Source organism: Xanthobacter variabilis, assembly GCF_043831965.2.
Classification (GTDB): domain Bacteria; phylum Pseudomonadota; class Alphaproteobacteria; order Rhizobiales; family Xanthobacteraceae; genus Xanthobacter.
In genome coordinates, this window is the sequence record NZ_CM195533.1 from 469,204 (window position 1) to 490,281 (window position 21,078).

Consider the following 21,078-nt stretch of genomic DNA (forward strand, 5'->3'; position numbering starts at 1 on the left):
AGCGAGGCGGATAACGGTTCGCGCGAACGACACGCTTGAGAACAAGACAGTCCAGGATCGATCGACATTCAAGCGAGACGATCCGCAAGTGACAGGATTTGCGAGGGCTCGCTCCCTCGCCCGCTTGCTGGGGAAGTGAGGGAGGGGCCCGGACCGCCTTCGCCTGGACCGCCGCAGTGGCGCGGAAGGTGGAGATTCAAGACACTTTTGGGATTTTGGAGGTGTTGCCCTTCGCCCCACTGCCTTGGCTCCCGCTTCCAACGTTTGCCCCCGCTCCGGCAAGCGGGACAGGGCGGAGCGCCATGTGGAACAGGTTGGCGATGGAACATAAGCCCCGCCGCGTGCGCTGAATACGATTGATCCCAGCGGAGCGCGGGCGGGCCCTCACTTGCTCGGCAGGCGAACGCCCTTGGTGGTGAAGCGCTGTGTGCCGCTGGGGCGGCGCACCGGGCGCGGCGTGCCGGCAGCCTTGCCGGTGCCGGGCGGCTGGTGGGCCGGCACCAGCTGGTCGGGCCGCGAGCCGATGAGATCGGCGCGACCCATCCGCTTCAACGCTTCCCGCAACAGCGGCCAGTTGTCCGGATCGTGGTAGCGCAGGAAGGCCTTATGCAGGCGGCGCTGCCGAAGGCCCGTCACCGTCGCCACCTGCTCGCTTCCCCCATGCCGCACGGCCCGCAACGGATTGACGCCGGTATGGTACATGGCGGTCGCCGTGGCCATGGGCGAGGGCAGGAAGGTCTGCACCTGATCGGCGCGATAGCGGTTCTTCTTGAGCCAGAGCGCGAGGTTCATCATGTCCTCGTCGGTCGTGCCCGGATGCGCGGCGATGAAATAGGGGATGAGATAGTATTTCTTGCCGGCCTTCTTCACCGCCGCGTCGAACATCTCCTTGAAGCGGTCATAGGTGCCGATGCCCGGCTTCATCATCTTGTCGAGCGGGCCGCGCTCGGTGTGCTCGGGCGCGATCTTCAGGTAGCCGCCCACGTGGTGGGTCACCAGCTCCTTGATATATTCCGGGCTCTTCACCGCCAGGTCATAGCGCACGCCTGAGGCCACCATCACCTTCTTGACGCCCTCCACCTCGCGCACCTTGCGATAGAGGCGGATCAGGTCGTCGTGGGAGGTGTTCAGGTTCGGGCAGATGTCGGGGAAGACGCAGGAGGGCCGCCGGCAGGCCGCCTCGATCTTCGGATCCTTGCAGGCCATGCGGTACATGTTGGCGGTGGGCCCGCCGATGTCCGAGATCACGCCGGTGAAACCCGGCGTCTTGTCCCGGATCAGCTCGATCTCGCGCAGGATCGAGCCTTCCGAACGGTTCTGGATGATGCGCCCCTCATGTTCCGTGATGGAACAGAAGGTGCAGCCACCGAAGCAGCCGCGCATGATGGTCACCGAGAACTTGATCATGTCCCAGGCGGGGATCTTCGCATCGCCATAGGCGGGATGCGGCGCGCGGGCGTAGGGCAGATCGTAGACGGAATCCATCTCCGCGCTGGTCAGCGGAATAGGTGGCGGGTTCAGCCACAGGTCGCGGTCGCCGTGGCGCTGCACCAGCGGGCGCGCATTGCCGGGATTGCTCTCCCGGTGCAGCACCCGCGAGGCGCGGGCATAGGCCTCCCGGTCGTTCTCCACCTGCTCAAAGGAAGGCAGGCGGATCACGGTGTCGCCGGGGCGGCGCGCGGCGCCCTCATCGGCGCTGTCGAGGTCGTCGGCGTGCAGCTCCGTATAGGTGTCCGGCACCCGGCGGAACAGGGCCACGCCCCGGATGGAGTCGAGATCGCGCGGCGCCTCGCCGGCGGCCATGCGGTTGGCCACCTCGATGATGGCGCGCTCCGCATTGCCGTAGACGAGCAGATCCGCCTTGGAGTCCGCCAGGATGGAGCGGCGCACCTTGTCGGACCAGTAGTCATAATGGGCGATGCGGCGCAGCGAGGATTCGATGCCGCCGAGCACGATCGGCACATCCTTGAACGCCTCGCGGCAACGCTGGGTGTAGACGATGACCGAGCGATCCGGCCGCCGGCCGCCCTCGCCGTTGGGGGTATAGGCATCGTCGTGACGCAGCCGGCGGTCCGCCGTGTAGCGGTTGACCATGGAGTCCAGGTTGCCGCCGGTGACACCGAAGAACAGCCGGGGCTTGCCCAGCACCTTGAACGGCTCGGCCGATTGCCAATCGGGCTGCGAGATGATGCCGACCCGGAAGCCCTGGGCCTCCATCAGCCGGCCGATAATGGCCATGCCGAAGCTGGGATGGTCCACATAGGCGTCGCCCGTCACCAGCACGATGTCGCAGGCGTCCCAGCCCAGCGCTTCCATCTCGGCGCGGCTCATGGGCAGGAACGGTGCCGCCTTGCCGTCATGCGGACGGAGGCACGGCAAGGACTTCGCGGGATTTTCGGGGGCTTGGGGATCCATGCGCCCACGCATAAGGCCCCACAGCGGCGAATTCAACTCACGCTATCGCGGCTCACGGCCAAGCTCCCGCAAGCGGCCGGGGGCTTGGCCGCGATCACCCCGCCGCGCGCGCCCTGTCCGCATCGTTCGCGAACAAAGCGATCAGCGTCGCCACATCCACCGCGTCCTGCTGCTCGTCCTTCAGGTAGCGCGCGGCGTATTCGGCCCACAGGCGGCTTTCCAGGAAATAACGGAAGGCCTCCGGGTCGAGGTGCCCCTCCTTGCACATGAAGGCCATGATGCGCAGGGACTGGGACAGCGTCTTGGCGGGCTTGTAGGGGCGATCCGATGCGGTGAGCGCCTCGAAGATATCCGCCAGCGCCATCACCCGCTCTTCCGTCGAAAGGTCGGCCGCCGACAGGTGCCGTGGATAGCCCTTGCCATCCATGCGCTCATGGTGGGTGGCGGCAATCTCCGGCACCCGGGACAGGTGCGCCGGCCAGGGCAGGCTTTTCAGCATCACATAGGTCTGCACCACATGGTCGTTGATGGCGAAGCGGTCCTCCGCGGTCAGCGTGCCGCGGCCGATGGAGAGGTTGTAGAGCTCGCCCTTATTGGCGCGATGCTCGGGACAGGCCATGTCGAAGCCATAGGCGTTGGCCGGGTCGCCCTTCCCCACCGGCGGGCGACGGCGGCCCCAGGGCACCACATGCTCGGGGCGGTCCGCCAACAGCGTTTCCTGCGCCGGCAGCGGGCGCGCCGCAGCGCCATCGAGCTGCCGCAGCTCTTCCACCGAGAGGCCCAAGCGATCATCGAAATGGCGCAGCCAGGTGCGCCCCGCAATGGTCCGGATGCGCGCGATCGCCTCCTCGCTCATGAACTCGCCGCCCACATTGCTGGCGGCGACGAAGGCGAAGTCCTCCCGCAACACGGCCTGGGCCGCATCCCGCACGGCTTTCGAGCCCTCAGGCGCGGCACCGTCCAGGAGGCGCTGGAGGTGGGCGATCTCCTCATCCCGCCAGAGCACCTCGAACCGGGTGCGGACCTCATGAATGCGGTTGTGGATGGCTTCGAGCTTGGTGGCCTTGTCGATGATGTGCTCTGGGCTCGTCACCTTTCCGCAATCGTGCAGCCACGCGCCGAGATGGAACTCGTAGCGCTGCGCCTCATTGAAATGAAAATCCCTGTAGGGCCCTTCCGTCTCGCCGGACATGCGGTCGACGATCATGGTCGCAAGTTCCGGCACGCGCCGGCAATGGCCGCCCGTATAGGGGCTCTTGGCGTCGATGGCGTCGGCGATGAGGAGCACGAACCCGTCCAGCAGGTTCTTCTGTGCCTCAAAAAGCTGCCGCGTCTCGATCGCCGACGACAACGCCCCCGAAAGCCGCTCCGCGAAAGCGCGAAAATCCTCGCCAACCTGCACGTCCGCCGCCGGATGCTCAAGCAGCAGCAGGCCGACGGGCTCGTTCTGCCGGCTGCGCAGAGGCTGCGCATATGGGCGCTGCTCGGCCGACATCATGGGAGCTTCATCCCCCGCCTGATCCGCGAGAATCGCCAGCGGCAGCTCCCGCGAAAAATGCCCTTTGGTCATTTCCCTGCCGGGCCCCACGGCGACGGCAGCCCGCGCCAAGCCGTTGCCCGCCGCATTGACGAGATACACGGCGCCGGCGGTGGAGCCGGTCGCGGCGACCGTCTGCTCAAGCACCTTTTCGAGCATGCGATCAAGGCCCGGCTCGCTGCCCATCGTCTCCGCCGTGGCCAGGAACGTCTCGATGGTCCGGCAGACCCTGGCCAGAGCCGCGTCCAGCTGCCGGACTTCCGAAATCCTGCTGTCGGAAGGGGGCGATGCGCTGAAGTCGAAGCGCGTCAACCGCTCCGCCTGGTGCGTCAGGCCAGTCAGCGAGCGGCCGAGCCATCGCCCCACCAGCCAGCCGATCACCAGCAAGGCGACCATCAGGCCGAGCGCCACCCAAAGCTGGCGCGCGAGGGCGGAGCGGGCTCCGGCGAGCAAGTCGGTGTCCGGCACCGCCACGAGAAGGGCCAGGCCCCGCCCCTCGAACAGCACGAGGGGCACACGCACCCCGAACCACGATGCGCCGTCAGCCTCGAAGCTCACCGTTTGCCGGGGCGCGGCACCGCTCGCGGCCAGCGCCACCAGCGCCGTGGCATCGAGATCCGCGACCGACGTGGGGGCCGCCCCCTCCCCCGCCGGGCCAGGACTTCGGCCGGAATCCATATAGCCGTAGAGGCTGCCATCATCGCCCACCACAGCGAGTTCGGTGCGCGGGGTCAGGCGCAGGCTGGCGAGGGTGAGGGCCAGGTCCGAAAGATTCTGCTCCAGCGCCACCACGGCATCGTGCCCTGGCGTCGCGAGGCTCTGCGTGAGGCCGATTTCCCGGGTGGTGAAGAAACGGTAGGGGCTGGTGAGATATTGCCCGCTGCTCTCCATCGCTCCCTTGTACCACGGGCGCGTGCGCGGATCGTAGCCGGACGGCGCCTGCGCGCGCGTCTCCACCAAGCGCAAATCCCCGTCGAAGAAGAGCCAGCTTTCCGTCGCCTCGCCCCCGGCCTCCCGCGTGATGCTCTGGACCAGATAGGCCGCGTTGGCGGGAGCTGCGAACACCGACGCCTCCTGCGGCGAGCGAAAGGGCCGCACCAGCAAGAAATCGCCATCCGCATAACCGATGAGAACGGCGGCGGCAGCGGGCAAATTCGTCACCAGCTCCGCGAGCACCGGCAATCGCGCCAGCCGCTCCTCAAGGGAGGTGGCCGCCACGAGCGGCCCGCGCGCCAGGTGGCGCAGGCTGATGCGCCCCGGGGTGAGGCGGCGCTCGAACCTCTCTTCAATGCGTTCGCCGATGGCCAGTGTCCTGTCGTGGGCGGCGTCAACCAGCGCCGTGCGGGCGGCGGACCACCCCTGCCACATGAGGGCACCCCCCAGCGTGCTCATGGAAACAACGACGACCGCCGCAACAAGAACCGGCAGGGAGAAGCTCACTCGCATCGGAAAAACCCTGGGAGGTTAAACGGCCTGCGCACACCCAACATATCGCCGACCGGCGAATTTCCGATCCGCCGTGCTGGTGCGACGCGCGCACCCGCCACGGGAGATATAAACACGCCCCGCCCGGCGCCAAAAGTACCTTCGTTCAGCTGCCGCCCGGGGGCCGAGCCATCGCCGGCGATGGGAGGGCTGGCGCAGCATCAAAAATCAGATTACTTCCAATGGGGCGTCAATTTACTTTGGCTCCGAGGGGATAGCCATGGGTCTCGTTCTGGCGATTGCCGAGGTCAGCGTGGTGGCCTTCGGGCTTATCCTCCTCGTGGCCCAGATCATCGCCCACGGTATCGGCTTCTGGATCGGCAAGCGGGACTTGGCCCGACAGACGAACCCGGAGACGGTGGGTGTCGTGGTGGGCGGCATGCTTGGCCTGCTGGCGTTCGTGCTGGCCCTTACCCTGTCCTTCGCCAACAACCGCTTCAGCGAGCACCGGCAGGGGAGCCTCGCGGAGGCCAACGCCATCGGCACGGCCTGGCTCCGGGCCGCGGCCATCGGAGGCCCGCGCGGAGAGGCGATTGCCCGCCTGATCGAAGACTATGCGCAGGTCCGCGCCGACTTCGTCCGCGCCGGCCGCGATCAGGCGACCATAGACACTCTCAACCAGCGCACCGGCATGCTTCAGTCCCAGATATGGGGGCATGTCTCCGCCATTGTCCGCGAGCAGCCGAGCCCGGTGTCCAGCGCCGTGATGGTGGCAATGAACGAGATGTTCGATGCCGGAACAAAGGAGCGCTTCGCCTATCACATCACGTTGCCGGCACAGTTGTTCTGGCTCCTCATCGGCATGACGCTGCTGAGCATGGGCTGCCTTGGCTACCAGTTCGGCCTCAAGAAGCGCTCATCGCCTGTCCTTGTCCTCCTTCTCACCTTCATGTGGACGTGGGTGATCGTGGAAATCCTGGATCTCGCCTCCGCACGGCTCGGCACCATCCGCACCGACACCGCCGTCTATGAATGGACCATCCAGAGCTTCAAGAGCGGCGTCACGATCCCTGAGCTGCCGCAGTGATTGATGCTCCGCTCGGCCTCCGAAAGGGGACGCGCCCATGAGCTTGGCCTATCGTCCCATGGCGAGCGGGAAGGTCACGGTGGCAAATCCCGACGTTCCCTGCAGGCGATTGACCACATCAATCTCGCGATAACCCCTGACGCGGGCGTTCCCGCGAGCTGGAAATTATAGGCCAGCACCCCACCCAAAGCTGTGACACGCCCCTCGAGATCACCCAGCCGCGCGCCGCTACCCCCGTGATCTGATCGTAGTAATAGCCCACGACCCCCGGCAAGAACTCATTGGTGATTGCCTTCATTACTGCCCACACCACATGACACTCGGTGCCAGTGGTGTAATCGGTCACGTCATTGGTGCCGTTGAAGGTGGCGCCCGCGGCCGCGACTGCCACCCGCTGGCAGGATCGAGCCCGGTCACCGCCGTCGAGAGGTCCGTCGCCACGCGATGAAACGCAAGATTTGCGATCTCGCCCTCGTAGTAGTCGCCCAACGGAACCTTGAGAAGCGCGGTGACGTTCTAGGGTCGAGACCCACAAAGCGGTTGGCGTTGGGGTTGGGTTGTGATTCACGGCCTCCGAGAGGAAGTGACGATGAATCGGGACCTGTTCTGGCTGACGGATGCGCCGTTTGCGCGGATCGCGCCCCATTTGCCGACGGACACGCGCGGCAAGCCGCGTGTCGATGACCGCCGGGTGATCAGTGGGATCATCCATGTCCTGAAATCCGGCGGACGCTGGGTTGATGCACCGGCCGACTATGGCCCGCGCAAGACGCTCTATAATCGCTATGTCCGCTGGGCCGCCAAGGGTGTGTGGAGCGGGCTCTTCCAGGCGCTTGCCGGAGCCGGCGGTCCACCCGCGCAGGTGCTGATCGACAGTTCCGCCGTCAAGGCCCACCGCTCGGCCTCGGGCCGGAAAGGGGGAACGACGCCAAGCCATCGGCCGTTCCCGCGGCGGGCGCACGACCAAGATCCACGCGCTGACCGACCGCAATTGTCGGCCCATCGCCTTCCTGCTCACGGGCGGCCAGGTGGCCGACTGCACGGCCGCCGCAGCCTTGCTCCAGCAGATGCCGAAAGCCCGCATCCTGCATGGGGACAAAGGCTATGACCGCAACGCGGTCCGCCGTCAGGCGGAAAAGGCCGGCACCATGCCCAACATCCCACCCAAGGCCAACCGGCGCTGGCAACCCTGCTTCTCTCCAGTGCTGTACCGCGACCGCAACTCCATCGAGCGCATGTTCTGCCGGCTGAAGGACTTCCGTCAGGTCGCAACACGATACGACAGGCTCGCAGTCAACTTCCTCGCTGCCGTCTGCATCGCCGTGGCTGTCAGTTATTGGTTATGAGTCTGGACCCGAGATGGACACACGATGAACCTTCCATCAGTGCGAGAAGCTAAGCCGATATACTGATGACCACGCATTTTATTGCCGACGCGTGAAGATCGAGAATACGCCAGCCTACGCATCCCGCAGGGGCTCGGCCTCTTCAGCGGCGGACATGATGGCCGTGGCACATCACAGAAACATACCAGATAGACGGTATGTTTTTGGTCTGCTATGAGGGCACGCCATGTCACAGCTCCAGCATCTGAAGGTGATGAAGGTGCCCTTCCTTCCCTCCGCGGTCCGCCTGCCCCTGGCCGCCTCCGTTTTCGCCATGCTCGGGATCGCCGGCTGCGGCGAAAGCAATGACGCCACCGCCACGGCGGCTCCGCCGCCGGCGTCCGTCGCGGTGGTGACCGTCGTGCCGGAGACGCTGCCCATCACCAACGAGTTGCCCGGCCGCATCGCGCCGACGCGGATTGCCGAGGTGCGACCGCGCGTCTCCGGTATCCTCGTCGCGCGGGTGTTCGAGCAGGGCAGCGTGGTGAAGGAGGGGGACGTGCTCTACCGGATCGATCCGGCCCCGTTCCGGGTGAAGGTGGACAGTGCCAAGGCCACGCTGGCGCGGGCGGAAGCCACGCGCACCCTTGCCAAGCAGAAAGAGGACCGGCAGGCCCAATTGAAGAGCCGGCAGATCACCTCAGATCAGAGCTATGACATCGCCGTGGCGGAGCTTGCCCAAGCCGACGCCGACGTCGCCGCGGCGAAGGCCGGGCTCGACGCCGCCGAGCTGGACCTGCAATACACCGAGGTGCGCGCACCCATCGGCGGGCGGATCGGGCGGGCGCTGGTGACGGAGGGCGCACTTGTTGGCACCACCGATGCGCAGAGCCTGGCCACCATCCAGCAGCTCGACCCCATCTATGCCGACTTCACCCAGTCGGCGAACCAGTTGCTTGCGCTGAGGCGCACCGCGGAGGCGGAGGCCCGCGCCGCCGGCTCCGACGCGAGCCGCGCGCACGTCGTCCTGAATTTCGACGACGGCACGCCCTACGCCCACATGGGCCGCTTCCTGTTCTCGGAGGCGGCGGTGGATGCCAGCACCGGGCAGATCATCCTGCGCGGCGAGTTTCCCAACCCGGCTGGGGACCTCCTGCCGGGCATGTATGTGCGCGTGCAGATCGTTCAGGGCGAGCAGGCCGATGCGCTTGCCGTGCCCGAGCGCGCAGTGCAGCGCGACGCCGGCGGGGCGGCCCAGGTCTTCGTCGTCGGTCCGGACAATAAGACGGAGCTGCGCAAGGTCACGGCGGGGCGGATTGTCAACAACCGCTGGGTCATCGATCGCGGGCTGAAGCCCGGCGACAAGGTGGTGGTGGAAGGCTTCCAGACCCTCGCCCCCGGCGCGCCCGTCGATCCGCAGCCCTGGCAGCCCGGCGCTTCCGGCGCCGGCCCCGCCACCGAACGCTGAGGCGAGCCGATGCCTAATTTCTTCATCGACCGGCCGATCTTCGCCTGGGTGGTCGCCATCTTCATCATGATCGGCGGCGCCATCGCCATTCCGCTGCTGCCGGTCTCCCAATATCCCAACATCGCCCCGCCGCAGATCGCGGTCTCCACCTCCTATCCCGGCGCCTCGCCGGAGGAGCTCTATCAGGGCGTGACCCGGCTGATCGAGGAGGAACTGAACGGCGTCAACGGGCTCATGTATTTCGAGTCCACATCGGATACCTCCGGCGCGGTGCAGATCACCGCCACCTTCGCGCCCGGCACCTCGGTGGAGCAGGCCTCGGTGGATGTGCAGAACCGCATCCGGCGGGTGGAAGCGCGCCTGCCGCGGCCGGTGGTGCAGCAGGGCATCACCGTGGAGGAGGCGGCCAGCTCGTTCCTGCTTGTGGTCGCCCTCACCTCCACCGACGGCAGGACCGACGAGCTCGCGCTCGGTGACTACGCGACGCGCAACGTGCTGAGCGAGCTGCGGCGCATCGGGGGCGTCGGCAAGGCCCAGCTCTTCTCCACCCAGCGGGCGATGCGAGTGTGGGTGGACCCCGACAGGATGCTCGGCCTCAGGCTCACCGCCGACGACATCACTCAGGCGATCCAGGCGCAGAACGCCCAGGTGGCCGCCGGCCGCATCGGCGCGCTGCCCAACCCCGTCAGCCAGGAGACCTCGGCGCCGGTGCTGGTGAAGGGCCAGCTCGGCACGCCGGAGGAATTTGGCGCCATCGTGCTGCGCGCCAATCCGGATGGCTCCATGGTGCGCCTGCGCGACGTAGCGCGCATCGAAGTGGGCGGGGAGGACTACAACTTCACCAGCCGCCTGAACGGCCAGCCCAGCGCGTCGGTGGGCATCCAGCTCTCGGCCACCGGCAATGCGCTCGCCACCTCCCAGGCCGTCAAGGCGAAGATGGCGGAGCTGGAGCGCTTCTTCCCGCCGGGCATCCGGCAGTCCATCCCCTACAACACGACGCCCTTCGTCGAGATCTCCATCAAGAAGGTGCTCCAGACCCTCGCCGAAGCGGTGGCGCTGGTGTTTGTCGTGATGTTCGTGTTCCTGCAGAACGTGCGCTACACCCTCATCCCCACGGTGGTGGTGCCGGTGGCGCTGCTCGGCACCTGCGCGGTGATGCTGGCGGCGGGTTTCTCCATCAACGTGCTCACCATGTTCGCCATGGTGCTGGCCATCGGCATCCTGGTGGACGACGCCATCGTGGTGGTGGAGAATGTCGAGCGCCTGATGGCGGATGAAGGCCTTTCCCCGCGCGAGGCGACCCGAAAGGCCATGGGGCAGATCGGCGGCGCCATCGTCGGGATCACCCTGGTGCTCACCGCGGTGTTCGTTCCCATGGCGTTCTTTCCCGGCGCCACCGGCATCATCTATCGCCAGTTCAGCCTGACAATGGTGGTCTCCATCCTGTTCTCGGGCTTCCTGGCGCTCTCCCTCACGCCGGCCATGTGCGCCACCTTCCTGAAGCCCGTCCCGCAGGGCCATCACGAGAAGCGCGGCCTGTTCGGGGCGTTCAACCGCGGCTTTGCGCGCACCGCGCGCGGCTATCGCGGGCTCGTCGGCTGGGCCGTCGACCGCGCCGGGCGGATGATGCTGGTCTATCTCGCGCTGCTGATCGGCCTTGGCTGGGCGTTCATGCGCCTGCCTGCGGCCTTCCTGCCCACCGAGGACCAGGGCTACCTGATCGTCGACATCCAGACCCCGCCAGAAGCCACCGGCACCCGCACGCTGGAGACGGTGAAGAAGGTGGAGGCCATCTTCATGAAGGAGAAGGCGGTTGCCGACGTCTTTGCGATCCAGGGCTTCAGCTTTTCCGGCAACGGCCAGAACGCGGCCATCGCCTTCGTGGTGCTGAAGGACTGGAGCCAGCGCGGCCCCGAGGACAGCGCGGAGGCCATCGCCGGGCGCGCGAACATGGAGTTGTCCGGCATCCGCGATGCCATGACCTTCGCCCTTTCGCCGCCGCCCATCGAGGGGCTTGGCACCTCCGCCGGCTTCACCTTCCGGCTTCAGGACCGCTCCGGGCGCGGCCATGCCGCCCTTGACGCGGCCGGCGGCCAGCTGCTCGCCGCCGCCGGCGCGAGCCCGGTGCTGGCGGGACCGCGCATCGAGGGCCTCGCCAATGCGGCGCAGCTGCAACTCGTCATCGACCGGGAGAAGGCCAACGCCTTTGGCGTCGCGTTCGCCGACATCAACTCGACCATCTCGGCCAATCTGGGCTCATCATATGTCAACGATTTCCCCAATGCCGGGCGCATGCAGCGGGTGACCGTGCAGGCCGACGCGCCGCGCCGGATGCAGGCGGCGGACCTCCTGAAGCTCAACGTCCGCAATGCCTCCGGCGGCATGGTGCCGCTCTCGGCGGTGGCGTATCTGGAATGGTCGAAGGGGCCGACCCAGATCGTCGGCTTCAACGGCTACCCGGCGATCCGCTTGGCGGGCGAAGCCGCACCCGGCAGGTCCTCGGGCGAAGCCATCTCGCAGATGGAGCGCCTCGCGGGCCGGTTGCCGGCCGGCTTCGGCTTCGAGTGGTCCGGCCAATCGCTGCAGGAAATCCAGTCCGGCACCCAGGCGCCGTTCCTGCTCGCTCTCAGCGTGCTGTTCGTGTTCCTGCTGCTGGCCGCGCTCTACGAGAGCTGGTCCATCCCGCTTTCGGTGATGCTGGTGGTGCCGCTCGGCGTCATCGGCTCGGTGGTCGCGGTGATGCTGCGTGACATGCCCAACGACATCTATTTCAAGGTCGGGCTCATCGCCATCATCGGCCTCTCGGCGAAGAACGCCATTCTGATCGTGGAGTTCGCCAAGGATCTGCACGCGGAAGGACGATCGATCCGCGAGGCGGCGCTGGAGGCGGCATTCCTGCGTTTCCGGCCCATCGTCATGACCTCGCTTGCCTTCATCCTCGGCGTCACCCCGCTGGCGATCGCGGTGGGTGCAAGCGCTGGCAGCCAGAATGCCATCGGCACCGGCGTGCTCGGCGGCATGCTCTCGGCCACCCTGCTCGCGGTGGTGTTCGTGCCGGTGTTCTACGTGGTCGTGTCGCGCCTGTTCGCGCGGCGCCGGCCGACGCAGGACGCCGGTGCAGCGGATGCAGAGAAAGGTCCGGTATGAGTGAAGCCCATCGCCGCAAGAAACAGCCCCAGGTGGTGCGCAGCCAGCTTCTGGAAGTGGCCGCCCGGCTGTGCCTGGAAAACGGCTTGCACACGCTGACACTGGATGCGGTGGCGCGCGCGGCAGACGTCAGCAAAGGGGGGTTGCTGCATCATTTCCCAACCAAGCGGGACCTGCTGGAAGCCTTGCACGAAGAGCTTCTCGGCAGTTTCGAAAAAAGGCTGGAAGAGCTGATGGCGCAGGACGTGGACCCGTACGGCCGCTTTACCAGAGCCTACCTTCTCGCCAATCTCGACGGCCCGGACCATGAAAATGCGGAGCGCTGGAACGGCCTTGCCGTACTGCTGCTGGCTGAAGCCACCATGCGAGAGCGTTGGGCGGAGTGGATGAGCTGCCGGCTCTCAGCCCTTGGCCCGGAGGAGAAGACTGTCGCCATGCAGATCGTGCGCGCGGCCGCGGATGGCGTGTGGCTCGCCGATCTGACACATGTCGGCACCTCCTCCGAACACGATCGCGAGGAGATGATCGAAGCGCTTCTGGCCATGACACGGATCCCGCGATCCGGCGCCAACTGATGGGGCCGATCTGGCGTCCTTCAGCTGAATGGCAAAGGGGCCCAGCCGTCGAAGGCGCAGGCCTACGGATGTTGCGCGAAAGCATGGGCATTGACGGGTGAGACGTGTGACGAGCGCACAGCGCCGATCACACGTCGTCATGTCCGCAGCCAAGCCGGTTTGGTGTTTTCGGACAAGGCTGTCAGGCGGGCGCGTCAGGCGCGGTCGGGGATCGCCGCGGTAATGATGACTTCGACCTTGTAGTCCGGAGTGGCAAGTTTCACTTCGCCCGTGGCGCGGGCGGGGGCCCCGTGGCCTGCGACCCATGCGTCCCAAACGGCGTTCATTTCCGCGAAGTCCGACATGTCCGCGAGCCAGATGGTGGCGGTGAGCAGGTGGTCGCGATCGCTGCCGGCCTCCGCAAGCAGGGCATCCACCTGTGCGAGGACGGTCTGGGTCTGCGTGGTCACGCTCTCTCCCGGCGCGCCGACCTGCCCGGCGAGATAGGCGGTCTTGCCGTGCACCACGGCCTGACTCATGCGGGGACCCTGGTGAAGACGGGTGATGGTCACTATTCAGCTCCTCTACTGATAACGGAACATGTTGAGATCATCGGCGCGGATCGTCGGGCTCCTGCCGCTGACGAGATCCGCGAGCAGCGCCGCCGAGCCGCAGGCCATGTTCCAGCCCAGCGTGCCGTGGCCTGCATTGAGATAGAGATTCGAATAGCGGGTTGCACCAATAATCGGCGTGCCATCCGGCGTCCTGGGGCGCAGGCCGGTCCACAAAGAGGCCAGTGCCTCGTCGCCCGCGCCGCCGAACACATCCTCCACCGAATGACGCAGCGTGCGATAGCGCGCGTCGGGAAGGTCATGGTTGAAGCCCGCGATCTCGGCCACGCCGCCGACCCGGATCCGTGTGCCGAGACCGGTAATGGCAACCTTGTAGGTCTCGTCCATGACGGTGGATACCGGAGCGCGCGTCTTGTTCACGATAGGAAGAGTGATGGAGCAGCCTTTGACGGGCGAGATGGGCTGCCTGAGCCGAGGGGGCGAAGCCGCGCCGACGTAAAGCTGCCCAGCGCGGCGACGAACAGATCGCCCGCGATGTCGCCGCTAGAGGTCTTTATGGCGGTCACACGCCCGCGATCTTCGGCAAGGCCGGAGATGTTCACACCGTGGCGGAAGGACACGCCAAGGCGCTCGCACTGTTGTGACAGCGCGTTGGTGAATTTGTAGCGATCGCCGGTTTCGTCTCCAGGCAGGCGAAGCCCGCCGATGATCTTCTCCTGTGCAGGCGCCAGCCCCGGCTCAGCAGCAACGCAGCCTTTCCGGTCGAGCACCTCGAAGGGCATGCCGTCATCCCGGAGCACTTCGATATCCTGTGCGATGCTGTCGAGCTGCTTCTGGTGACGAAAGACCTGGAGCGTGCCCGGTGTGCGCGCGTCATAAGCTATTCACGTATCGGCGCGCAGAGCGAGGAGGCAGTCGCGGCTGTACTCGGCCACGCGCACCATTCGTCCCTTATTTTCCATAAATCGCTCGGGCGTGCAGTTGCGCAGCATGGCGAGGAGGCGGCGCGAGTCCGCGAGGGCTGCCATCGGTCGGATGACAAGCGCGGCGTTCTTCATGAACATCCACTTGAGTGCCTTCATGGGAATGCCGGGTGCAGCCCAAGGACAGGCATATCCTGATGAGATTTCTCCGGCATTGGCGAAGCTGGTGTCCAGGCAGGCGACTGCTGGCGCTCGACGACTGCGACCTGACGGCCGCTCTTGGCAAGCCACGGGTTGATGATCGCCACATGCTCAGCGGAATTATCTTCGTCAATCGTAAGGGGCTGCGCCGGCGGGATGCACCAAGGGAATATCGGCCGCCAAAAACGTTATATGGCCGCTGGTAGCGGTCGAGCGAGATGGGCGCGGGCGGTCGGACTCGAACCGACATATCCGTAAGGACGGCGGATTTTGAATGCGTTGAAGGGTGGTGCGGATGGTCGGACTCGAACCGACAAGCCCTTTCGGGCGCGGCATTTTGAGTGCCGTGCGTCTACCAATTTCGCCACATCCGCATGTGGCCGACGCTGCGAGCGACAGGCGCCGAGCGTCAGGTGCGGGCTCCTATACGACACCTGTGCGTGAACCGCCAGAGCCTTTTCGAGCGGCTCTCCCCCGGCCCGCGAGGCGAAAAGGCGGCCGCACGAGAGATGAAGGACCGGCCGGGGGAGAGCCGCGCACGGGCCCCGTCCAGCCGCTCCATCGACAGCAAGCGGGCTGAACAGCGCCAGCCCATCATCGTTCGCATCCCGCCGGAGGGCGACGCCCGAGCCTATTCGGACAGGCGATGGATGTCGTGGACCACGATCCCGATATCGTCGGGCTTCTTCAGCCATTCGCCGCGCTGCAAGGTCTTCACAGTGTCCTCGTAGCCGGTCTGCCAATGGTCGTTCATGGACGCGTACGAAAACTCGTAGTCCTTCGACTCCCGCTCATAGCTCTTTTCCTGATAGATCAGGTGACAGATATTGACGGGACCCGACGATGCGTAATCGTCAATAAGCGCCTGATCCTCGTCCGAGCGCAGCTGCTCGGGAATACGCTGCAGCGTTTCGTAGAGCTTCTGTCGCAGCTCCTGCACCCGGCGGAACACATCGGTGGTGTAGCGCGTGCGGCTGGAATAGCCGATATCCTTCTGGCGCTCGCTGACATCATACATGTCGCGCGGCAGCGGGCCGCGCGCGCTGAAGAGGTCCACCTGGAACACGAGGGCGCTGGGATGGTCCGGCTGGTCGAGCAGGAATTGCAGCGGCGTGTTGGAGACGACACCGCCGTCCCAATAGTATTCGCCATCGATCTTCACGGCCGGAAAACCGGGGGGCAGCGCGCCCGAGGCCATGATGTGCTCGGGAGCGATCACCGTTTCCTTGTTGTCGAAATAGATGAAGTTGCCGGTGCGCACGTTCACCGCGCCCACGGAGAAGCGCTTGGCGCCGGAATTGATGAGGTCGAAGTCCACCAGCCTCAGCAGCGTGTCGCGCAGGGGCGAGGTGTCATAGAAGGAGGTGGCGCCAGTGGCCCCCGCCGGCAGCAGCCAGGGATTGGGCACGCGGGGGCGGAAGAAGCCCGGCTGGCCGCGCAGGATGGTGAGCGTGGCGCTCATCTGGTTGCGCATCTGGCGGAAGATGTCGCCCTCAGGCGCCCAATACGGGGCCTTGTGGCCGGAAATGGTCTCCCAGAACTCACGCAGCCGCGGCACCCGGTTTTCCGGCGTGTTGCCGGCGATGATGGCCGAGTTGATGGCGCCGATGGACACGCCCGAAATCCAGTTGGGCTCACAGCCCACCTCGGCCAGCGCCTCATAGACGCCCGCCTGGTAGGCGCCCAGCGCGCCGCCGCCCTGGAACACGAGGGCGATGCGGTCATATTGATTGACGGTGTCACACAGATCGGGCGGCAGAATTTTCTTGGGGCGCGGGCTGTCGGTCATGGCCTTGGGTCCTGGCATCACGATTAAGCCGCGCTCCGGGCGGAGCGGCAAGCGCCGTCCGGCCCGTGCGGCATTGTCACAAAAGGGAATGCGCCGGCCCGCTCTCGAGGTGCCGGCGCCGGTTCACTTCGCCGGTTCGGCGAGATAGTCGTAGATCACCGTGCCCATGCCAAGGGTCAGGTCCGCCTTCAGGTGCACGGCGGAGAGAACCTCCAGCACCGGAAGCTGCGCCACCGTGCACAAAGCGTGCGGATAGAGGCCGAGGGCCGAAGGACCAACCCAGCATTCCTTCAGCGTCACGTCTTCCAGGAAGTAGCGCACCAGCTCGCAGACGCGCGCCGTGCCGTCCACGTGGGGAATGATCTTCAGCATGTAATTGGGCGCGAGGAGGGAGGCGAGCACCTTCTCCTTGTCGGCGGCCACATGCTTGTAGCCCATGGTGGCCTGGGCGCACAGCACGCTGCCGTAATGCAGGGTGCCGACCAGGGTATCCTTCTCCACCTTCAGCTTGGGGTGGGCATATTTCTTGGGGAAGCCCCACAGCTCGCGGCCGCCGGCGATGGGGGATTCATCGTCCAGGTACATGCCGTGGACATAGCCGCCCTCGACGCCGTTGAACTTCACCGGGATGACCTGTCCCGTCTCGGTGTAGTCGCCGAAGCCGGTGGAATCCGGCATGCGGATGAACTCATACTTGACGATGGGCTCGACGATCTCGAGCGGCTCGGGAACCACCTTGGCCAGCGCCGCGGGATCGGTGCGGTAGGTGATGGTCATGAATTCCCGGTCGATGAACCGGTAGGGCCCCTTGGGATAAGAGGGGCTGGTGAGCGGCATCGAATAGGCGGTGCGGCGGACGTCGTCGATCTTCATCGGCGGAAATCTCCGGCTGCGCGGATCTCGCGGATGCGAGAGGAGCATGACACGTTAGCGAATAAAGCTGCGCCGTGACACCCCCGCGACGGTAATTCCGTAATCCGGCCAAATCTTTCCCCAAACCTAGAATGCGAGCAATCCACCATTGCCCGCGGCCGTGCCGAACACCAGGGCACCACCGGCCGGATGCCAGGCCATGGCGCTCACGCCATCGCCGCCGGCGGTATTGGTGGGGGCCCGCAGCAGGATCTCGGCACCGTCGGTGATGCGCGCCATCATCACCATGCCATCCTCATAGCCAAGCGCCAGCACCGGGTCGCTGGGATGCGGGGCCACGACCGTGACGCGCGAGCCGGCGGAAGGGGCGAGCATGGTCGGCTGCTTGCCCATGGGCCCGTCCTTCGCCTGGAACGGCCACAGGATCGCCTCGCCCGAGCCGGAGGTGGCCAGCCACTTGCCATCGGCGGTGAAGGCGAAGGATTTCACCCGCGAGGGATAGCCGGTCATGCGCATATGGGCACCGTCCACCACGCGCCAGCCGTGCAGCGCCGGCTCCTGCATGGTGGTCACCACGAAGCGGCCATCGGGAGAAAAGGCGACGCCCAGGTGCGAGCCCTTCCAGCCCAGAACCTCGGGCTTTGCCCCCGCCGCATTGGGAAACCAAAGCGTGACGCCGCCGTAATGGGCGATGGCCAGCCGCAGCCCCTTGGGCGCGAAGGCGAGCCCGCCCACGGTGGAGGGCGCCTCAAAGGTGCGCACCTCGCCCTTGGCGTTCAGCACATAAGCGGTCTTGCCGGCGGAATAGGCCACCGCGCCGTCGGGCCCCAGGGCCACGCGGTCGATCCAGCGTCCCTTGTGTTCCGCCAGCACGCGGGTGGCGCCACCCGCGGTGGTCTCGACCACACGTCCGTCATCGCCACCGGTGACGAGCCGCGCGCCATCACCCACGGCCGCGAGGACGGCGCCATCATGGGCCTCCACCGTCGCCGGCGCGCTGCCGGCGAGCACGATGCCGCTGGTGGCGGTCACCAGGGCCGGCACCAGGCCGAGGAAGGCGGCGGCGATGACCTCACCCTCCACGCTGAAGGGCTGAACCTTGTCGGTGAGGCTGGAGGGGGCGGAGGACATGAGGCGGGACTCCCGGACGCGGACGCCTCCCTTTAGGCGCACCCCGTCACCGACCGCAAGGAGAGTTCGCATCCCCGCCCCCGCGGCGGCCCCGGCGAAGGCTTTGCCATCGCCCGGCCGTTTGGCCTATGAGCGGGGCGTGATGTTCTCCCCTCCCCTTCCCATTGATGCGGTGCTCGGCGCGCTCGCCGCCACCCTGGCCAAGTCCCCCGGCGCCGTCCTGGTGGCGCCCCCCGGCGCCGGCAAGACCACCCGGGTGCCCCTGGCGCTGCTCGAGGAACCCTGGGTGAAAAGCGGGCGCATCCTGATGCTGGAGCCCCGCCGCCTCGCCGCCCGCGCCGCCGCGGCCCGCATGGCACAGACCCTGGGGGAAAAGGTGGGGGAAACGGTGGGCTATCGCGTCCGCCTGAAGGCGGAGGTGTCCCGCCGCACCCGCATCGAAGTGGTCACCGAGGGCGTGTTCACCCGCATGGTGCTGGACGACCCGGAGCTGGCGGGCGTCGCCGCCGTGCTGTTCGACGAATTCCATGAGCGCAGCCTGGATGCGGACCTGGGGCTCGCCCTCGCCTTGGACAGCCAGCGCTCCCTGCGCGACGACCTGCGTCTTCTCGCCATGTCCGCCACCCTGGACGGCGCCCGCGTGGCAGGGCTGATGGGCGATGGCGACACCCCCGCCCCGGTGATCGAGAGCGAGGGGCGCGCCTTTCCGGTGGACACGCGCTACCTGGGCCGCGGCGCACGCACGCCCATCGACCGCCAGATGGCCGATGCGATCCTTCAGGCTCTCTCCCGCGAGCGTGGCTCGGTGCTGGCCTTCCTGCCCGGCGCCGCCGAGATCCGCCGCACCGAGGGGCTGCTGCGCGAGCGCGTGCGGGATCCGGACACGGACGTTGTCGCCCTGTTCGGCGCCCTCGACGCGGCGGAACAGGACCGCGCCGTGCTGCCGGCTCCGGCGGGCAAGCGCAAGGTGGTGCTGGCCACCTCCATCGCCGAGACGTCGCTCACCATTGAGGGGGTGCGGGTGGTGGTGGATAGCGGGCTGTCCCGCGTGCCCCGCTTCGAGCCCGATGTGGGCCTGACCCGGCTGGAGACGGTGCGCGTCTCGCGCGCCAGCGCCGACCAGAGGCGCGGCCGCGCCGGTCGCACCGAGCCCGGCATCTGCTATCGCCTGTGGGGCGAGGGTGAAACCTCCGCTTTGCCCTCTTTCGCCACGCCGGAAATCCTGGCCGCCGACCTCACGGGGCTGGTGCTCGACCTCGCCCGGGTGGGGGTGCGCGATCCGGCGAGCCTGCCCTTCCTCGATCCGCCGCCCGCCCCCGCCGTGAGCGAGGCGAAGGCCCTGCTCCGCCTGCTCGGCGCCCTCGATGAAACCGACGCGGTGACGGCGCTGGGCCGGCGCATGGCACGGCTGCCTTTGCCACCGCGCCTCGCCCACATGGTGGTGATGGGCGCCGACCGGGGCGCCGGGCAACTCGCGGCCGATATCGCCGCCTTGGTCTCCGAGCGGGGCCTTGGCGGCGACGGCGTGGACCTTCTCCACCGGCTGGAGGATTTTCACCGCGACCGCTCCCGCCGGGCGGAAGACGCCCACCGCCTCGCCGCGCGCTGGTCCGAGCTCGCCATGGCGGGCGCGGAGCGGCAGAAGGCCGAGCCCCCTTCCCCCGCCGCGCTGCTGGCCCTTGCCTATCCCGACCGGGTGGCGAAGGCGCGGGGCGACGGCACGCGCTTCCTTCTCGCCAACGGCCGCGGCGCCGTGATGGACCCCGCGACCAGCCTCGCCCGCGCGCCTTTTCTCGCCGTGGCCGAGGTGGGGGGACGGGCGGAAGCCGCCCGCATCACCCTGGCCGCCGCCCTGAGCGCGGAGGATGTGGAGGCCCAGTTCGCCGACACCATCACCGAGCAGACGGAGGTGGCTTTCGATGCCGGCTCCGGCGCCGTGCGGGCGCGGCGGGTGCGCCGGCTCGGCGCGCTGGTGCTCGCGGATGCGCCACAGCCCGTGCCGGCCGACGGCGTCACCGCCCGCATTCTGGCGGCGGGGTTGGCCGCAGACGACCTTTCACGCCTGCCCATGAGCGCGGCCCTGAAGCAATGGCGCGCCCGCATCGCCTTCCTGCGCGCGGCCGAGGGCGAGGACTGGCCGGATCTCTCCGATGCCGCCCTCGCTGCCACCGCCACCGACTGGCTCGCGCCGTTCCTCGAAGGCCGCACCGGCCGTTCCGATGTGGGGCCCGATCTGGTGTCGAACGCGCTCCACGCCCTGCTGCCTTACGGGCTGACGGCGCGCCTGGAGGCCGAGGCGCCGACCCATTTCACCGCTCCCACCGGCTCGCGCCTACCCATCGATTATGGTGCGGAAAGCGGGCCGCAGGTGGACGTGCGGGTGCAGGAATTGTTCGGCCTGAAGACACACCCGGCCATTGCCGGCGGGCGCGTGCCACTCACGCTGGCGCTGCTTTCGCCCGCCCACCGGCCGATCCAGGTGACGAAAGACCTGCCGCAATTCTGGCGCGGCTCCTGGCGCGATGTGCGCGCCGAGATGCGCGGGCGCTATCCCAAGCATCCCTGGCCCGAGGACCCGGCGGAGGCGCCCCCCACCACCCGCGCCAAGCCACGCGGCACCTGACCCGGGCA

At 67.2% G+C, this 21,078-nt stretch carries 14 protein-coding genes, 1 tRNA gene and 2 pseudogenes; 7 read left to right on the forward strand and 10 right to left on the reverse strand.

The window, feature by feature from the left end; genetic code table 11:
• Positions 1-384: 384 nt before the first annotated feature.
• Both V5F26_RS02080 and V5F26_RS02085 read right to left on the reverse strand, forming a co-directional pair.
• Entirely contained in the window at positions 385-2,331 is a 1,947-nt protein-coding gene (locus V5F26_RS02080; protein ID WP_394055866.1) for a YgiQ family radical SAM protein, read from the reverse strand.
• 178 nt (positions 2,332-2,509) lie between these two features.
• On the reverse strand, positions 2,510-5,398 hold the full coding sequence (locus V5F26_RS02085; protein ID WP_394947606.1) for an HD domain-containing phosphohydrolase: 2,889 nt from the start codon (positions 5,396-5,398) through the stop codon (positions 2,510-2,512).
• 259 nt (positions 5,399-5,657) lie between these two features.
• Here V5F26_RS02085 and V5F26_RS02090 point away from each other — a divergent pair, with 259 nt between their 5' ends.
• Complete coding sequence (locus V5F26_RS02090) at positions 5,658-6,464, forward strand: bestrophin-like domain (RefSeq protein ID WP_394055863.1); 807 nt, start codon at positions 5,658-5,660, stop codon at positions 6,462-6,464.
• Between the two features lie 118 nt (positions 6,465-6,582).
• Here the strand turns inward: V5F26_RS02090 and V5F26_RS02095 are convergent, their stop codons facing one another.
• Complete coding sequence (locus tag V5F26_RS02095) at positions 6,583-7,110, reverse strand: transporter (protein WP_394947607.1); 528 nt, start codon at positions 7,108-7,110, stop codon at positions 6,583-6,585.
• Between V5F26_RS02095 and V5F26_RS02100 the strand changes: the two genes are divergently transcribed.
• From V5F26_RS02100 to V5F26_RS02115, 4 genes are all read left to right on the forward strand, one after another.
• Positions 7,054-7,810, forward strand: a protein-coding gene (locus V5F26_RS02100; RefSeq protein WP_394947608.1) for an IS5 family transposase whose coding sequence is annotated in 2 segments (ribosomal slippage) — positions 7,054-7,388 and positions 7,387-7,810 — 759 coding nt in all. Because the reading frame shifts where the segments join, the coding sequence is not laid out codon by codon here. The two genes, V5F26_RS02095 and V5F26_RS02100, sit on opposite strands and share 57 nt — an antisense overlap.
• A 253-nt stretch (positions 7,811-8,063) precedes the next feature.
• Positions 8,064-9,257 (forward strand): efflux RND transporter periplasmic adaptor subunit, encoded by a 1,194-nt coding sequence (locus tag V5F26_RS02105; RefSeq protein ID WP_394059198.1) that lies wholly within the window; start codon positions 8,064-8,066, stop codon positions 9,255-9,257.
• Positions 9,258-9,266: 9 nt separating this feature from the next.
• On the forward strand, positions 9,267-12,404 hold the full coding sequence (locus V5F26_RS02110; protein ID WP_394947609.1) for a multidrug efflux RND transporter permease subunit: 3,138 nt from the start codon (positions 9,267-9,269) through the stop codon (positions 12,402-12,404).
• Positions 12,401-12,979, forward strand: coding sequence for a TetR/AcrR family transcriptional regulator (locus tag V5F26_RS02115; protein WP_234051185.1), 579 nt, complete (start codon positions 12,401-12,403; stop codon positions 12,977-12,979). The genes V5F26_RS02110 and V5F26_RS02115 overlap by 4 nt, the downstream gene beginning before the upstream one ends.
• A gap of 194 nt (positions 12,980-13,173) precedes the next feature.
• Here V5F26_RS02115 and V5F26_RS02120 read toward each other — a convergent pair whose 3' ends face one another.
• From V5F26_RS02120 to V5F26_RS02130, 3 genes and pseudogenes are all read right to left on the reverse strand, one after another.
• Positions 13,174-13,497, reverse strand: coding sequence for a RidA family protein (locus tag V5F26_RS02120; RefSeq protein ID WP_255684099.1), 324 nt, complete (start codon positions 13,495-13,497; stop codon positions 13,174-13,176).
• 45 nt (positions 13,498-13,542) lie between these two features.
• Positions 13,543-14,414, reverse strand: a pseudogene (locus V5F26_RS02125) (FAD-dependent oxidoreductase).
• Positions 14,415-14,612, reverse strand: coding sequence for a hypothetical protein (locus V5F26_RS02130; protein ID WP_394947610.1), 198 nt, complete (start codon positions 14,610-14,612; stop codon positions 14,415-14,417). It lies immediately after the preceding pseudogene.
• A 122-nt stretch (positions 14,613-14,734) separates the two neighbouring features.
• Here V5F26_RS02130 and V5F26_RS02135 point away from each other — a divergent pair.
• Positions 14,735-14,857: pseudogene (locus V5F26_RS02135) on the forward strand (transposase); the annotation flags it as partial.
• 84 nt (positions 14,858-14,941) lie between these two features.
• Here V5F26_RS02135 and V5F26_RS02140 read toward each other — a convergent pair.
• The 4 genes from V5F26_RS02140 to V5F26_RS02155 all read right to left on the reverse strand — a co-directional run bounded on the left by V5F26_RS02140 (position 14,942) and on the right by V5F26_RS02155 (position 18,447).
• A tRNA-Leu gene (locus V5F26_RS02140) sits at positions 14,942-15,028 on the reverse strand.
• Positions 15,029-15,285: 257 nt separating this feature from the next.
• Positions 15,286-16,443, reverse strand: a complete 1,158-nt coding sequence (locus tag V5F26_RS02145; protein WP_394059191.1) for a patatin-like phospholipase family protein — start codon at positions 16,441-16,443, stop codon at positions 15,286-15,288.
• 123 nt (positions 16,444-16,566) lie between these two features.
• On the reverse strand, positions 16,567-17,316 hold the full coding sequence (locus tag V5F26_RS02150) for an acetoacetate decarboxylase (protein ID WP_234051188.1): 750 nt from the start codon (positions 17,314-17,316) through the stop codon (positions 16,567-16,569).
• A 126-nt stretch (positions 17,317-17,442) separates the two neighbouring features.
• Complete coding sequence (locus tag V5F26_RS02155) at positions 17,443-18,447, reverse strand: WD40 repeat domain-containing protein (protein ID WP_394947611.1); 1,005 nt, start codon at positions 18,445-18,447, stop codon at positions 17,443-17,445.
• Positions 18,448-18,589: 142 nt separating this feature from the next.
• On the opposite strand from V5F26_RS02155, the gene hrpB reads away from it, so the two are divergent.
• On the forward strand, positions 18,590-21,070 hold the full coding sequence (gene hrpB / locus V5F26_RS02160; protein ID WP_394947612.1) for an ATP-dependent helicase HrpB: 2,481 nt from the start codon (positions 18,590-18,592) through the stop codon (positions 21,068-21,070).
• Positions 21,071-21,078 lie beyond the last annotated feature (8 nt).

Coding starts and splice junctions, on each gene's coding strand:
- V5F26_RS02150 (WP_234051188.1), bottom strand. CDS start 17,316: ATGAAGATCGACGACGTCCGCCGCACCGCCTATTCGATGCCGCTCACC.
- V5F26_RS02085 (WP_394947606.1), bottom strand. CDS start 5,398: ATGCGAGTGAGCTTCTCCCTGCCGGTTCTTGTTGCGGCGGTCGTCGTT.
- V5F26_RS02110 (WP_394947609.1), top strand. CDS start 9,267: ATGCCTAATTTCTTCATCGACCGGCCGATCTTCGCCTGGGTGGTCGCC.
- V5F26_RS02080 (WP_394055866.1), bottom strand. CDS start 2,331: ATGAGCCGCGCCGAGATGGAAGCGCTGGGCTGGGACGCCTGCGACATC.
- V5F26_RS02155 (WP_394947611.1), bottom strand. CDS start 18,447: ATGTCCTCCGCCCCCTCCAGCCTCACCGACAAGGTTCAGCCCTTCAGC.
- V5F26_RS02095 (WP_394947607.1), bottom strand. CDS start 7,110: ATGGGGCGCGATCCGCGCAAACGGCGCATCCGTCAGCCAGAACAGGTC.
- V5F26_RS02145 (WP_394059191.1), bottom strand. CDS start 16,443: ATGACCGACAGCCCGCGCCCCAAGAAAATTCTGCCGCCCGATCTGTGT.
- V5F26_RS02115 (WP_234051185.1), top strand. CDS start 12,401: ATGAGTGAAGCCCATCGCCGCAAGAAACAGCCCCAGGTGGTGCGCAGC.
- hrpB (WP_394947612.1), top strand. CDS start 18,590: ATGTTCTCCCCTCCCCTTCCCATTGATGCGGTGCTCGGCGCGCTCGCC.
- V5F26_RS02090 (WP_394055863.1), top strand. CDS start 5,658: ATGGGTCTCGTTCTGGCGATTGCCGAGGTCAGCGTGGTGGCCTTCGGG.
- V5F26_RS02105 (WP_394059198.1), top strand. CDS start 8,064: ATGAAGGTGCCCTTCCTTCCCTCCGCGGTCCGCCTGCCCCTGGCCGCC.
- V5F26_RS02130 (WP_394947610.1), bottom strand. CDS start 14,612: ATGAAGGCACTCAAGTGGATGTTCATGAAGAACGCCGCGCTTGTCATC.
- V5F26_RS02120 (WP_255684099.1), bottom strand. CDS start 13,497: ATGAGTCAGGCCGTGGTGCACGGCAAGACCGCCTATCTCGCCGGGCAG.